Genomic DNA, 17,500 nt, shown 5'->3' on the forward strand with positions numbered 1-17,500 from the left:
ATTACTTTTTATTTAGATGTTTTTAACTTTTCAAAAACATTGTTATTTATATTAACCTTAAATTCTTTTTTGAGTTCAGAAACCCAATTATCTTCCAGAAACTGCTGATAATCACTAATAACTTTTCCTTTGATTTCTTCCAATTCTTTTTGTCTAGCTGGTAAAATTTTCAGTACTTTTGTAACGTAAAAATACTCTTTTTCTTTGTAAATTTTAGTAACTCCTTCTTTTAAAATAATATTAGGATTGTTTCCTTCTTCAACTATTTCTTTTTTAGGTATAACATTAACTATTTCTTTTGTATTTAATTTTTCTTTTAATACATCAATAGTAGCATTTTCCTTTAACAACTTTTGAGCTTTTTTAACAAATTCCTCATTAGTTGAGGATACAGTTATCACTTCTGCTCGATTTTTCCATTGATATTTTAATTTATTTTCTTGGAAATATTTTTTAAGACCAATTGTATCTTGTTTTGCTTTATTCCAAATTTCTTTTTCCATTAAATCAAATAACAATAAACCATCTCTGTATTCTTCTACTATATTTGCAAATTCAGGAAATTCCTTTTCTAAATTTTCATTATAGTAAATATTTAATTGGTTATCTATAAAATTAGAATATGCTTGATCTATTAATTTTTCAATTGGTTTTATTTTGGTTTTTATTTTTTGTTGTGAATTTAGTTCGTTTATAAAAAGAGTTCCTTCAATTGATTTATCGGCTATTTTTACTAATTCTTTATCAAATAGTTGCTTTTTATTTTCTGGCATTTGCCATTCTGGATTATAATAACTATCTGTTATAATATTTTTAATTTCTAAAAACATTTTTTCATTACGTTTTACAGAATATTTTTGACGTAATTTAGAAGTTAATGCTGAAACTATTATTTTGGAGCGATCATCTTTTCTAATTTTAGCATCTAGCTCTCGTTCCATCTCTTGTAATTTCTTAATGGGATGTTTTTCAATAAGTTTAACTATGTGCCATCCGAATTGGCTTTCGAAAGGTTCTGAATAATCACCTATTTTTTTTAGTTCAAATGCTTTATCTTCAAAAATATCTGAACTTAACTGACCTGAACTAAAACGAGGCAAAGTACCTCCTTTTGGAGCAGAACTCTTATCTTCTGAATACTGATTTGCCAAAGTAGCAAAATTTTCTCCTTGTTTTAATTTTGAATAAATATCATAAATTGAATTTTTCGACTTTATAATATCTGCATCAGTATTGTTCTGAGGTCTTAAGATCATAATATGAGCTACCGTTACTTCTCCTCTATTTTCTCTTATATCTTGTACTTTTAGTAAATGGTATCCGAACCTTGTACGTACTGGCATCGAAATTTCTTCTATTTTTGTTTTATAAGCTACAGATTCAAAAGGATATACCATTCGAAAAGCAGAAAAATATCCCAAATTTCCTTTATTTTCTTTAGCTGATGGATCTTGAGAATACTGAATTGCTAAAGATTCGAAAGATTCTCCTTTTAAGGCTTTATTTCTAACTTCTTGAATTTGTTTATATGCTTTTAGTGTATCTTCAGGAGTTGCATTTTCATCACATAATATCAGAATGTGACTTGCTTTTACTTCTTTTTGTATTCTGGTATATGCCTCATCTATTAATGCCTTTGTAACTTTAGTATCAGAGGTATAATTTTTAGCCAATTGATTTCTATAGGAACGTAATTCGTTTTTATATTGTGTTCCGTTTTGTAATTCTAATTTATTTGCTTTATTAATTTTTAGCTTATAAGCCACATATAAATCTAAATAAGCATTCAAATCTTTTTGTGACTCATCTTTAACTAGATCAATATTTTTATTATAAACGCGTAAAAACTCATCTGTATAATATGGTTTATCATCAATTGTAAACAATATATCTTTATTGAGATTTTGCGAAAAACCTGTAGTAGAAATTATTAATAATGCAGTAGTTAAAAACTGTTTTAGATTCATTATCCTATTGTTTTTTATAAATAGCAAAGCAAAAATAAGAATTAGAACACATTAAACAAGTAAAGATAAATCTATTAACAAAAAATTATTAACAAAAAAACACCTCCTATGAGGTGCTTTTTAACCAAGCTTTTATATTTTATTACATTTTTACAATGATAAATTCGCTTCTTCTATTTTCTTGATGTTGTTCTTCTGTACAAGAAGATTGATTAGTTGGTTCACAACCGCAATTATTTATTAATTGTGATTCTCCATAACCACGACCTGTTAAACGATCTTTTGCAATACCTTTTTTGATGAGCCAAGCCACTGTTTCTTTTGCTCTACGATCTGAAAGTTTTGCATTATAAGCTGCGGTTTGACGACAGTCAGTATGTGATCGAACGTCTACTTTCATGGTGGGGTATTGTTTCATCACTTCTAAAATTTTAGCTAATTCTACTGCTGCATCAGGACGAATAAATGATTTATCTAGATCAAAATAAATAATTTTAATTTCAAATATTTTGGCTAAATCGGATCCTTCTTTTATTTCTTTTACTTTTTTGGCAGTATCTATAGGTAAATTTGTTTTTCCTGTTTTATTTGGAATTTCTACTGGTTTTTCTTTGGTTTCATAATCTTCTTTTTCTGCTCGTACATAATATTTTTTACCCGCAGGAATTTTCTTAAAATCATAAAATCCTTTGTTGTCTGCTAGAACTTTTTCTATTTCTTTAAATTTTTCATCATATAATGTTACGGTTGCTTCTGGAATTGCTTCTCCTGTTTCGGAGTTTGTAACAATGCCTGTTAGTTGGTGTTGGATTTCTAAATTTAATGGGGATTTTTCTATAAAACTATAGATGTCATCTAAACCTTTGCCTTCTGAACGGTTTGAGGAAAAGAAGCCTTTTCCTTTTTCGTCTATGATAAAAGCAAAATCGTCCATGGGACCATTTATTGGGGATCCAACATTGGTTACTAAATTAGTAACCATTCCTTTATCATCTAATTGTGTTGCGTAAATATCTAATCCTCCTAGTCCTTGTTGTCCATCGGTTGCATAATATAATACTCCTTTATCGCTTATAAAAGGAAAGGTTTCTCTGGCTTCTGTATTGATTGTATTTCCTAGGTTAATAGGGGTTCCATAACTGTTTTCTCCTAAAATAGCTACCTTGAATAAGTCGGATTGCCCGTATGTTCCGGGCATATTAGAGGCAAAATATAAGGTTTTTTCGTCAGGGGATAAGGCGGGATGTGCTACACTGTATTGATCACTATTAAATGGTAGTTCTGTTATATTAATCCATTCTCCTTTTGTATTTAAATTAGCTCGATAGATCTTTAAATTGATGACTTTTTTATCGTCTTTTCCTACTTTTCCTTCATTGAAATTATTACGGGTAAAGTAAACTGTTTTTAGATCTTTGGTGAAAACGGGAGAGTCTTCGTGATATTTGGAATTGATTTCTTTTGCAAAACGAGCTGTATTAATAAGATCGTCTCCTGTTTCATTTTTATCAGCAGCATACAGGTTGGTAAATGATTTTCCTGTCCATTTTGCTTTTGTTTTGAAAACTCCAATGGTATCTCTAGTGGATGCAAAAAGTACTTTGTTTCCATAGAATGCTGTACCATAATCGGAAGAACTGCCATTAATGCTTACTGGTTTTATTTCAAAACGTCCAGAATTTTTTGCGATAATATTTTTATAATCTTTTTGATTATTATAAATACTGGCTCTTGTATCTTTGGATGTTAATTGATAAAATTTATCCATATATTCATCGGCTTTTTTGTAATTTTCTACCGATTTGAGGGTTTGTGCATAACGATAGTAATATTCAGGTTCTACTGTTTCACCTAAAGCAAATAATTCAGTATACCATTTATGGGCTTCTGTAAATTTAGCATTGTAGTAATAGGAATCTCCTAAGCGTTGAAATAACTCTTTTGATTTATATCCTTTTTGAGCTACTTTTAAATAGGTGCCAATTGCATCGACGTATGCTAAACCATTATAGTGATTACTTGCTTTTATGATTTTTTTCTCTTGTGCATATATTCCATTCAAAGACAATCCTAATACAGTAAATAAAATTATTCTTTTCATAATAATAGTTTTAGAAGAAACGTGGGGCTACCACTTTTTCTACACGTTTAAACAATTCATAACGTAAAAATATTTCGTGTGAACCAGAGTTAAAATTTCCTAATCTGGTAACATCTCGATCGTAGGCATATCCTACTAACCAAGAATCGTTAATTTGAAATCCTGCCATAGCGCTCCATGCTGCACTCCAACGATAGGCGGCTCCCAATGAAAATTTTTCATTAAACCAAAAATTCCCTGATAAATCGACTTGTAATGGGGCTCCATTTACATATTTAATCATCGTTGTGGGTTTAAATTGTACTTCACTACTTAGGCGAAATACGTGTCCTGCTATTAAATGAGGGTGCATACGTTCACTGGCTACGTATTGAACATCGTTATCATAGTATTTTTGTTCTAATATAAAAGGGATGGATAGTCCTACATAGGTCTTATCTGAATACCAAAATGCTCCTGCTCCTATATTTGGGAAAAAACGATTGTCTACATTTTGTCTTATCAAACCATCTGATACATTATGAATCTTTGTCTTATTAAAATCAACACTAAAAAAATTAGCTGTTCCTTTTATTCCAAAAGACAATTTAGAGTTTTCTGTAGTGTTAATATTATAACTTAGGTCTACTGATATTGCATTTTCATCTGAAGGACCTATTTTATCGTTTATAACGCTTACTCCTAATCCCATCCTATTGTTAAGACCTAAGGGGGTACTCATTGCAACTGTATTTGTCTTTGGGGCTCCTTCTAATCCTACCCATTGGGAGCGGTGCATTACTAAAGCACTAAAACAACCGCGGGTACCTGTGTAACCGGGATTTACATTGGCAGTGTTATACATATATTGTGTATACTGTGCTTCTTGTTGAGCAAAACTAATTCCACTCATTAAAAGTAGTAAATATATAATTTTGTTTTTCATATCATATTCTTTTTTAAATATCCTCCGCCCTAAAGACGGAGGTATATTAATTCTTTATCTATTGATATATAAATAACCTGCTTTTTCTTGGGGCATACCTTTAGTATCTTCGTACTTAAACATATAATAGTATGTTCCTTCTGGCAATTCTTCTAATTGTTTGATCGTAACTCGTCCTGATGATATGCCTCGGAATGATCGATCATTATTATTATATCCTTTTGCCTCATATACTAATACTCCCCATCGGTTGTAAACTTCTACTGAGTTATTAGGAAATTTATCTATTCCGTCTATAAAGAATACATCGTTATTCCCATCTCCATTAGGAGTCATGTGGTTGTAAATAACAAATTCCTCTTTGTTTGATGGTTCTACTCTTACAGTTACTGTAGCGGTATCACAAATACCTGGTTTAATTAGTAAACATGCTTTGTAATCAAAAGTATAGGTTCCAGCTGGTGTACCTGCTGGTACAATTACTCTTCCTGTAGCAGCATCTAAATATGGCACTGGAGATTTTGATGGCACGGTAATTACTGGCTGTGCTAAAGTAATTTGACTTAGCACTACATTATTAATTGTTGCAGAACCTTGACTTAAGTTGTTTATGCTGTCATTAATTAAAACATTTCCTGCTACTAAACCTGATCCTCCATTAGTTGTTACAAATTCATCATTATTTGCGTCAACTTTAGCTGAAACATCTATAACAACTGTTTGTGTAACACAATTTGGAATTAAAGCACCATTTTCACAAACAGTATAAGTAAAGGTATATGTATTATTGTCAACCGTATTATCTACTGTAATTGTTCCATTAGAATTAAGTGTTATTCCTTGTGGTAATCCTGTTATTGTGACTGTTACTTGACCTACTCCTGTTCCTATGGTAGATGATAATGGTTTTCCATTAAATGTGTCATTATTATAAATTGAAATTGTTCCTGTAGTTCCTGACACTATTAATTCTTTATCTGGTCCTCCCAATACTATCGGGTTTTTAACTTCTACTATAGCATTTGCGATGTCACAGTTTGCTGGGTTAGCTCCGTTCTCACATATTTGATACTCTACTTGGTATATACCACTTGGTGTGGTAGCGCCTATTGTAATGGTACCATCGGCATTTAATGTTAAGCCTGCTGGAACGTTTACTCCTGTTAGGCTTACTTGACCTGCTGCTGTACCTATGGTAACGTTTGATCCGTTTAACTTATCGTTTAACGTTACATTGGGTGTATTACTTCCTGAGGTAACGGTTACTTTGGCATCGTCTATAGCGTCAATAATATTTTTAACTTCTACTATAGCAATTGCGATGTCACAGTTTATTGGATTAGCTCCGTTTTCACAGATTTCATACTCTACTTGGTATGTGCCACTTGGTGTGGTAGCGCCTATTGTAATGGTACCATCGGTATTTAATGTTAAGCCTGCTGGAACGTTTACTCCTGTTAGGCTTACTTGACCTAATATTGGACCTATGTCAACGTTTGATCCGTTTAACTTATCGTTTAGCGTTATATTGGGTGTATTACCTCCTGAGGTAACGGTTACTTTGGCATCGTCTATAGCGTCAATAATATTTTTAACTTCTACTATAGCAATTGCGATGTCACAGTTTACTGGAGTTGCTCCGTTTTCACAGATTTGATAATCTACTTGGTATGTGCCACTTGGTGTGGTAGCGCCTATTGTAATGGTACCATCGGCATTTAATGTTAAGCCTGCTGGAACGTTTACTCCTGTTAGGCTTACTTGACCTGCTGCTGTACCTATGGTAACGTTTGATCCGTTTAACTTATCGTTTAGCGTTATATTGGGTGTATTACCTCCTGAGGTAACGGTTACTTTGGCATCGTCTATAGCGTCAATAGTATTTTTAACTTCTACTACAGCAATTGCTTTATCACAGTTTACTGGAGTTGCTCCGTTTTCACAGATTTCATACTCTACTTGGTATGTGCCACTTGGTGTGGTAGCGCCTATTGTAATGGTACCATCGGCATTTAATGTTAAGCCTGCTGGAACGTTTACTCCTGTTAGGCTTACTTGACCTGCTGCTGTACCTATGGTAACGTTTGATCCGTTTAACTTATCGTTTAGCGTTATATTGGGTGTATTACTTCCTGAGGTAACGGTTACTTTGGCATCGTCTATAGCGTCAATAGTATTTTTAACTTCTACTATAGCAATTGCTTTATCACAGTTTATTGGATTAGCTCCGTTTTCACAGATTTCATACTCTACTTGGTATGTGCCACTTGGTGTGGTAGCGCCTATTGTAATGGTACCATCGGCATTTAATGTTAAGCCTGCTGGAACGTTTACTCCTGTTAGGCTTACTTGACCTGCTGCTGTACCTATGGTAACGTTTGATCCGTTTAACTTATCGTTTAACGTTACATTGGGTGTATTACTTCCTGAGGTAACGGTTACTTTTGCATCGTCTATAGCGTCAATAGTATTTTTAACTTCTACTATAGCAATTGCTTTATCGCAGTTTGCTGGGTTAGCTCCGTTTTCACAGATTTGATACTCTACTTGGTATGTGCCACTTGGTGTGGTAGCGCCTATTGTAATGGTACCATCGGCATTTAATGTTAAGCCTGCTGGAACGTTTACTCCTGTTAGGCTTACTTGACCTGCTGCTGTACCTATGGTAACGTTTGATCCGTTTAACTTATCGTTTAGCGTTATATTGGGTGTATTACTTCCTGAGGTAACGGTTACTTTGGCATCGTCTATAGCGTCAATAGTATTTTTAACTTCTACTATAGCAATTGCTTTATCGCAGTTTGCTGGGTTAGCTCCGTTTTCACAGATTTGATACTCTACTTGGTATGTGCCACTTGGTGTGGTAGCGCCTATTTTAATGGTACCATCGGCATTTAATGTTAAGCCTGCTGGAACGTTTACTCCTGTTAGGCTTACTTGACCTGCTGCTGTACCTATGTCAACGTTTGATCCGTTTAACTTATCGTTTAACGTTACATTGGGTGTATTACTTCCTGAGGTAACGGTTACTTTGGCATCGTCTATAGCGTCAATAGTATTTTTAACTTCTACTATAGCAATTGCTTTATCGCAGTTTACTGGGTTAGCTCCGTTTTCACAGATTTGATACTCTACTTGGTATGTGCCACTTGGTGTGGTAGCGCCTATTTTAATGGTACCATCGGCATTTAATGTTAAGCCTGCTGGAACGTTTACTCCTGTTAGGCTTACTTGACCTGCTGCTGTACCTATGTCAACGTTTGATCCGTTTAACTTATCGTTTAACGTTACATTGGGTGTATTACTTCCTGAGGTAACGGTTACTTTGGCATCGTCTATAGCGTCAATAGTATTTTTAACTTCTACTATAGCAATTGCTTTATCACAGTTTACTGGAGTTGCTCCGTTTTCACAGATTTGATACTCTACTTGGTATGTGCCACTTGGTGTGGTAGCGCCTATTGTAATGGTACCATCGGCATTTAATGTTAAGCCTGCTGGAACGTTTACTCCTGTTAGGCTTACTTGACCTGCTGCTGTACCTATGGTAACGTTTGATCCGTTTAACTTATCGTTTAACGTTACATTGGGTGTATTACTTCCTGAGGTAACGGTTACTTTGGCATCGTCTATAGCGTCAATAGTATTTTTAACTTCTACAGTTATATTGGCTGTTTTACAGTTTACTGGAGTTGCTCCTGTTTCACAAATTGTATAAGGAATTGTGTATGTACCACTTGCTGTACCTGGCTGGATCGTTACATTACCATCTGCATCAATACGGATAGGACCTGTTGTAACAGGGGTTACATCTGTGTTGGCTGTGGTTACTACAACGCCATTTAATGTATCGGCTCCGTTTCCATTATTGGCTAAAACGCTTCCTGCTACTGTAGTTGCTGTGGCAGAAGTGGCTACGGTTCCTAAATTATCATCCTTAGCTATTAATTCGTTTTTAACTTCTACAGTTATATTGGCTGTTTTACAGTTTACTGGGGTTGCTCCTGTTTCACAAATTGTATAAGGAATTGTGTATGTACCACTTGCTGTACCTGGCTGGATCGTTACATTACCATCTGCATCAATACGGATAGGACCTGTTGTAACAGGGGTTACATCTGTGTTGGCTGTGGTTACTGCAACGCCATTTAACGTATCGGCTCCGTTTCCATTATTGGCTAAAACGCTTCCTGCTACTGTAGTTGCTGTGGCAGAAGTGGCTACGGTTCCTAAATTATCATCCTTAGCTATTAATTCGTTTTTAACTTCTACAGTTATATTGGCTGTTTTACAGTTTACTGGGGTTGCTCCTGTTTCACAAATTGTATAAGGAATTGTGTATGTACCACTTGCTGTACCTGGCTGGATCGTTACATTACCATCTGCATCAATACGGATAGGACCTGTTGTAACAGGGGTTACATCTGTGTTGGCTGTGGTTACTGCAACGCCATTTAACGTATCGGCTCCGTTTCCATTATTGGCTAAAACGCTTCCTGCTACTGTAGTTGCTGTGGCAGAAGTGGCTACGGTTCCTAAATTATCATCCTTAGCTATTAATTCGTTTTTAACTTCTACAGTTATATTGGCTGTTTTACAGTTTACTGGGGTTGCTCCTGTTTCACAAATTGTATAAGGAATTGTGTATGTACCACTTGCTGTACCTGGCTGGATCGTTACATTACCATCTGCATCAATACGGATAGGACCTGTTGTAACAGGGGTTACATCTGTGTTGGCTGTGGTTACTGCAACGCCATTTAACGTATCGGCTCCGTTTCCATTATTGGCTAAAACGCTTCCTGCTACTGTAGTTGCTGTGGCAGAAGTGGCTACGGTTCCTAAATTATCATCCTTAGCTATTAATTCGTTTTTAACTTCTACAGTTATATTGGCTGTTTTACAGTTTACTGGGGTTGCTCCTGTTTCACAAATTGTATAAGGAATTGTGTATGTACCACTTGCTGTACCTGGCTGGATCGTTACATTACCATCTGCATCAATACGGATAGGACCTGTTGTAACAGGGGTTACATCTGTGTTGGCTGTGGTTACTGCAACGCCATTTAATGTATCGGCTCCGTTTCCATTATTGGCTAAAACGCTTCCTGCTACTGTAGTTGCTGTGGCAGAAGTGGCTACGGTTCCTAAATTATCATCCTTAGCTATTAATTCGTTTTTAACTTCTACAGTTATATTGGCTGTTTTACAGTTTACTGGAGTTGCTCCTGTTTCACAAATTGTATAAGGAATTGTGTATGTACCACTTGCTGTACCTGGCTGGATCGTTACATTACCATCTGCATCAATACGGATAGGACCTGTTGTAACAGGGGTTACATCTGTGTTGGCTGTGGTTACTGCAACGCCATTTAACGTATCGGCTCCGTTTCCATTATTGGCTAAAACGCTTCCTGCTACTGTAGTTGCTGTGGCAGAAGTGGCTACGGTTCCTAAATTATCATCCTTAGCTATTAATTCGTTTTTAACTTCTACAGTTATATTGGCTGTTTTACAGTTTACTGGGGTTGCTCCTGTTTCACAAATTGTATAAGGAATTGTGTATGTACCACTTGCTGTACCTGGCTGGATCGTTACATTACCATCTGCATCAATACGGATAGGACCTGTTGTAACAGGGGTTACATCTGTGTTGGCTGTGGTTACTGCAACGCCATTTAATGTATCGGCTCCGTTTCCATTATTGGCTAAAACGCTTCCTGCTACTGTAGTTGCTGTGGCAGAAGTGGCTACGGTTCCTAAATTATCATCCTTAGCTATTAATTCGTTTTTAACTTCTACAGTTATATTGGCTGTTTTACAGTTTACTGGGGTTGCTCCTGTTTCACAAATTGTATAAGGAATTGTGTATGTACCACTTGCTGTACCTGGCTGGATCGTTACATTACCATCTGCATCAATACGGATAGGACCTGTTGTAACAGGAGTTACATCTGTGTTGGCTGTGGTTACTGCAACGCCATTTAATGTATCGGCTCCGTTTCCATTATTGGCTAAAACGCTTCCTGCTACTGTAGTTGCTGTGGCAGAAGTGGCTACGGTTCCTAAATTATCATTTTTAGCAACAAGAACATTAGTTATTTTTAAGATTTTAGCATCAGAAACCTTTTCACCACATACAAAATTAGATTCTTTTATGACTAATTTGTATTGATAGTTATTCATACTAACTGGAGGTGTAGTAAGGGTAAGTGTAGCTGTAGTAGCACCGCTATATACTCCACCATTAGAAACATCTGTCCAAGTAGCGCCATTATCTTGAGATTCTTGCCATTGATAGCTAGTAGTACCAGTACCTGGGGTTACTGCTGCTGTAAAAGTAGCATTAGACCCAAAAGCAATAGTCTGATCGCTAGGTTGTGTAGTAATTGTAGAAGCAGTGCCTATTGTGGTTACATTAATTATTGTAGTACCATTATAACCTGCTGTAGTAACAGTCCCGTCAGGATTAACCGTAGGATTACCTACACCATACACACCGCCATCACCACCATCAGCAGTAACATTATTATAGTACTCATTTGCATCGGAACAACCATCATTATCTGAATCTAAATCTAATAAATCAGGAGTACCATCTTTATCTGTATCTAAATCCCTACAGGCAAAGAAAATCATTTCAACACCGTCAAAACCAGTACCAAACCCTCCGTCTTGATTAAACATCATCTTAAATGAAGATACATTACTTGTTAATTGTAAAGATCCTGCGGCTGTTCCATCTACATCATTTAAAGTACTTTCACCACTCCAAGTAGCAGAAGATAAAATACCTACGCCTCCATCTTCCATCGAATTAGCTGTAACAAAGAAATCATTCGTTCCGTTGATTAATTTTTCCCATGTAAGACCATTTTGTAATGTTATTAAAGCACTATTTTGCTTTTGAGGAATAACAGAGTCTCTACCTCCTACACGATCAAAATGAATTTCTGGACGCTTTACTACCAAAGGATTTCCTAAAGCATCTTCAAAACTAACTGTAAGTTCTGTACCAAAACCTACATTTCCTACAAGGGATTTTTGACTTGCTAATGCTCTTGACCAAAAAGGTTGTGCATTAAATGTATCATTTGACCAACCATTTGAAGTACCAGAACCATTTCCAACTGGATTTGATGCTTTTACTCTAACAATAACCCCATTTCCTAAATTTTGTGTTGCCTCTGAAGTACTAATTACATTCCATGTTGCAGTTCCAATAGGAGTACATATTCCTTCCTGTGTATCTAAAATACCATCATTATCATTGTCTAAATCTACCGAATCATAGACACCATCATTATCAATATCATTAATAATAACAGTAGCGGTAGCGGTAGTACAATTTGCAGGTACAGCTCCTATTTGACAAATGGTATAATTAATAGAATAGGTTCCGGCAGTTGTTCCTGCAGCTACTGTCACGTTACCTGCTGTATCTATAGATAAAGGTCCATTTGTTGAGGAGGTAACAACAGCATTTCCAATAGTCACAGGTACGCCATTTAAAACATCGTTACCTAATACGGATCCTCCTTTATCTACAAAAACTTCATTACTTGCTACAAGAGTATTCCCTATTTTTAGAGCTTTTACATCCGATATTTTCTCACCGCAAACATAATTAGACTCTTTAATTACTAGTTTATATTTGTAATTATTCATGTTTATTGGAGGTGCAGTAAGAGTAAGGGTAGCTGTAGTAGCACCGCTATATACCCCACCATTTACAACATTAGCCCAAGTAGCTCCATTATCTTGAGATTCTTGCCATTGATATTTAATAGCAGAAACACCCGTTGCAGTTGCCGAAAAAATTGCATTAGCCCCCAAGGCTATTGTTTGATCGTTAGGCTGCGTTGTTACATTTAAGTTAGTAGTCGAACCTGCTAACACAACATTTGTATAAGAGCCATTGTAACCCGCTACATTTACAGTACCATTACCGTTAACAGCAGGATTACCTGTTCCATATACTCCATTATCACCACCATCTATAGTTGCTGAATCATAATACTCATTTGCATCAGAACAGGTGTCATTATCTGAATCTAGATCTAAATGATTTGCTATACCATCATTATCTGAATCACAAACTAGATAATAGGTTTCCACATTATCAACTACACCATCTGTAGAAATTCCTGCGGTAAAATTTCTCAACCAATTTTCGTTACCTGAAAGATTTACATTATTAGTCCATGATCTTTGATAATTCGTTCCTGTAAGATTTCCATTTGAATCATAGGCTCTAGTGTTCAATGTTATGGTTAAAATATTTTCAGTACTATTCAAAGAAAATGTAACCTTTTGATGATACCACTTATTATTATTTGCAGCAGTTGTAATATCAATAGTGTTATCCCCTGCCGCTACAAGTGTCCCTGAAGCGACGAAAGGGGCAGCATCAACCTTAAATAAAGCATTGGCTCTATATGTGTAAAACCCCCTTAAAGTCGTTCCCGTATTTGCCCATAAATTATCTGTAACACCATTGCTAATATATACACCTGGTTCATTTCCAGCAGCTCCATTGGCTTGAAAAAAATCGTATTCGATAACAAAAGATGGATATATTGTAAGCTGATTTAAATTTTTTCTAAATTCAAAACTATTTACATCAACAGTTGTTGTAAAGGTAGAGGGTGTTTTAGGTGTTCCTAAATCTAAAGTATAAACTCCTCCTGACTGTGTACTCGAAAAAGTAGCTGCGTTAAAAACTTTATTAGCATTTCCTAAACTTAGAGGAAAAGGATTAGCTGATCCTGTAGTTGCAGATGCAGCATAATTCCCCGAAGGTGTTACTGGTGAATATGAAGGATAGTTAAGAGAATAAGCATTTGAAGTACCTGTAGCATTCATTTGTAAAATCTCTCCCAAATTAGTAGAAAAATTATTAGGTTTTTTTCTTCCATTTGTATAAGTTCCTGTAATCCCGACACTGTTCATCCCAGAAATAACTGAAGACAATGTACCATTTACCCCTGATTCAAAATCAGATAACATTCTTTCCATTTTGAAACTGGGTGATGGACATGATCTAGATTCAAGAATATCTAATATTCCATCGTTATCATCATCTAAATCAACAGAATCGTCAATACCATCATTATCCGTATCAGTTAATGCTAAAAAAACAGTCTTACTGACACTCTTCTTGATCTTTCCATGATCTGAAAAACCTGACAAAACACCATTAGACAACAAATTAACTTGTCTCATAGTATTTAAAAAAGGCATAGAATACACCGCTATAGGTTTTCTATTTTTTACGTCAGCAAAATAAATTTCATTAACTGTACCTTTCAAAAAATCTTTCTTTTTGAAACTATATCCATATTGTGAATATGACTTTTGAACAGGTAAAAAGAATAATGTGGTAAGACAAATTAGAAAAATTAAGCTTCTAAATTTATGTCTAAATGTTTTTGGTATTTTTTCGACCATATATTAAATTTTAAATTTTAGAATAAGGTTTTAAAAATATGTTTTTCACATATTATATTACTTAAAATATTATCTCTTTAATGTTCTAAAATAAACTTATTATTATTAAGACTAAAAAGATATAACCAAAAGCTATATTGATTTCAATAAGACTTTTACCTTCTTGATAAGGTTAAATACAACCTACAATACCCGTAATAAACTAAAAAATTAATGTAATCGAAACGTTCTATCTTTTAAAGATCGTAAGACTATAATCTCAAAATTATGACCCATTTTTTAGTAAAACAATTCACTTAGAAAAATAAATTGTAAAGTAATTATTTAAACTTTATTTTTTATCCCATATCATATTTTTTTGTTATTATACACTAATTTATTCTTTTTTAAGCCACACAATGTATATTGCTATATTTCGTATCAGAAGATATTCAAATTATGATACTACCTTGTTAATATTTTATAAGAACACTAAGGATCTAATTCAATAAGCACATAAAATTAGCAAAGTAGTAAGATTAATTTATTTTTCAACATCTAAAATAGAATCATAAAGCAACATCTTATATACATTGTTTTATAGGATATGGTTTTTATTTTTTTAGTATTTTTATTTTATGGTTCAGACAGTAATAAATTAATATTTAATACTTTTTTAAAAAAAATAAAAACCGATATTCTTTTTTATATTCAAATTTTAAAACAAAAAAATGAGAATCTGATTTTTTAATCCTTTTCTCATTTTTTGATAAGTACTTAATTAATAATTATTTTTTTAGATACTATCCTTTTGAGTTTATCTTGAATTTTGACGATATATGTTTGAGTTTGAATATGATCAACCGCTAATGTATATTTGGATTTTTCATTTGATTGTAAAGATGTACATTTAATACTTTTTCCTGTGAGGTCTAACAAACATACCTCTTGCAAATCGTGTTCTTGTTTATTGTCTATAATAATAGATCTTTGTTCTTTGTTATAATAGACAATTAAATCTTGAGCCAACTTTATTTCATCCGTATTTAAAACTTCTGATTTTTTATCAAATACAATTTCATAAGTTTCGTAATCTTCCCCTTTTTTTACGATAAACTCAACAGGATCTCCGTCTAAATCATAGTATTGATCGTCTTTTATATTATGCAAATAGACTTTAGAATTTTCTATTCCTTCTTCTGATGCTTTTTGAATTCTAAAAACACAATCTTGGTCAGATACCGATTTTAACGAGTATTTTGTATTTTTATTAAATGGTCTACAATCATGGATAAAGGTTTCTTTATTGATGGTTAAGTTAATATCTTTAGTGTATCTTGAAGGAGCTCTGGAGTCTCCTCTATCAACACCTTCCTCACATCCATTCATTAATACTAATGCTAATTCTTTAGTAGCTATTCCTCCACAAAAAGAAACTTTTAATTTAATGTTTGGATTAACTACCCTTTCTTTTGTGTAATCAATTCCTGCAACATTGGGAATTACAGGATAGAACTCATTTATATTTTTATTACTAGTTCTCTCAAATTGTGAAGTTGTACTTGTTACATTTTCTTTTACAAATACCCTATGATTGTTTTTTATTGTTAATTCACCATTTGCTTTCCCTCTAACCATAAATCCTTGAGCAACAGGGGAAAAACGCCTTTTGTAATCATGTCCAGGCGAACTATAAATAGTTCCCTTAGTACCGGCAGAATCATAGGTATAAAAAACTGCAGGAGTATAAACACTTGTAGTAGCATTATAAACGCCATATCCTCCTCTATATTCTCCTAGATAGTGAGAATTAACAGTTTTGTCATGTTCCCAAAATAAGGCTGTTCCATCAGAAAAAGGAATATTATCAACATCATTAAGAAATAAGTTTAAATCTATTGCGCTAGGATATGGATTTCCTGTTAAAGTAAGTTTTCCATCTGCCACTGGTACTTTTATATCTCCGGAATTTGGTTTTCCTCTAAAATCATAACGTTGATTACTCCCTGAATTATTCTGAGTTAGTCCCGTCATGGGAATCATATTATCGGTTCCCATTGTCCCTTTCATTGAAAAGCCTTCTCCTGCTTTTATATCAATAGCATCTCCTTTGAATACCCACCCGTTATACACACTAGATTGTTGATAGGTATGTATCCATCTTTTAGCAATTGTTAGTCCTCCATTTGTTGAAACACCATCAAGTCCTGAAGTTATAATGGCATCTGACTTTCCTAACGAATTAAGAGGTAACTTTAATCTACTAATTCCAAATTTAGAATTACCTATTCCTGAACTGGGTTCTCCAACAGGAGAGCACCAATAGTTGTATTGAAAATTATTAACCGTCCCTTCTTGAAAAACAGAAAGATTACCCAAACCTGTGTTAGTAGAAACTCCAGAGGATGTTTGCATCAGTTGACCGTCCTTTCTCAAAAAGAAATTTCCTTCAGAATTAGCTAAATTAACATTTCCTTGAACCGTTACAAGAACGCCTTGTACAAAAAAATATTTATTAGAATCCCCTCCCACATACAATTGCGAATAGTTTTTACTAAATAAAAAAAATAAAAAATAAAAAAGAAAAATAGTTTTTTTTCTCATAACATACATATTTAAGCACTATAACCCAAAGCATCTAATCCAAATATCATCCTATTTTTTTTCTATAGGAATGATACAACCACAAAAAAAATGCCATAATAACAAGGACACTTTCACTACACCCAACACTCAAACCTACAGGAGGAACATCATCAAAAGGAGTTGGAGGGGCATTTTTAAGGTCTACAAAAAGCTTCATATGATTCTTTTTAAACAAATTACATTGTAAAAGTAATTCTTTTTTTATTTTTTTCTTTTCTTTTTTGCTAGAAAATTTTCTACACAACAAAAACTAACAGAAAGCTATCCTATTGAAAATCATACAAAACAAAGTTTTCAAGTTCTTTAAAATAGCATAGATTCTCTATTTCTATTATATGCTTTTTAAAACCTCAATCAAAAATAATCAAGACATATTATTTGTAAAAAACACCCAAAAAAGACTATCCATTTTTCAATCAATATGTTTTTTTA

The 17,500-nt window shown here is 33.9% G+C and carries 5 protein-coding genes; all 5 read right to left on the reverse strand.

The genetic code is table 11. The features are described from left to right. Positions 1-8: 8 nt before the first annotated feature. Positions 9-1,967 (reverse strand): peptidylprolyl isomerase, encoded by a 1,959-nt coding sequence (locus tag AWN65_RS09110; protein ID WP_060382881.1) that lies wholly within the window; start codon positions 1,965-1,967, stop codon positions 9-11. A 142-nt stretch (positions 1,968-2,109) separates the two neighbouring features. Next, a complete protein-coding gene (locus tag AWN65_RS09115; protein WP_060382882.1) occupies positions 2,110-4,068 on the reverse strand; it encodes an OmpA family protein in 1,959 nt (652 codons plus the stop codon). Positions 4,069-4,078: 10 nt separating this feature from the next. Next, entirely contained in the window at positions 4,079-4,993 is a 915-nt protein-coding gene (locus tag AWN65_RS09120) for a PorP/SprF family type IX secretion system membrane protein (RefSeq protein ID WP_060382883.1), read from the reverse strand. A gap of 54 nt (positions 4,994-5,047) precedes the next feature. Then, on the reverse strand, positions 5,048-14,443 hold the full coding sequence (locus AWN65_RS09125; protein ID WP_060382884.1) for a gliding motility-associated C-terminal domain-containing protein: 9,396 nt from the start codon (positions 14,441-14,443) through the stop codon (positions 5,048-5,050). A gap of 756 nt (positions 14,444-15,199) precedes the next feature. After that, on the reverse strand, positions 15,200-17,026 hold the full coding sequence (locus tag AWN65_RS09130; RefSeq protein ID WP_060382885.1) for a T9SS type A sorting domain-containing protein: 1,827 nt from the start codon (positions 17,024-17,026) through the stop codon (positions 15,200-15,202). Positions 17,027-17,500 lie beyond the last annotated feature (474 nt).

This window comes from Flavobacterium covae, assembly GCF_001534645.1.
GTDB classification, from domain to species: Bacteria; Bacteroidota; Bacteroidia; order Flavobacteriales; family Flavobacteriaceae; genus Flavobacterium; species Flavobacterium covae.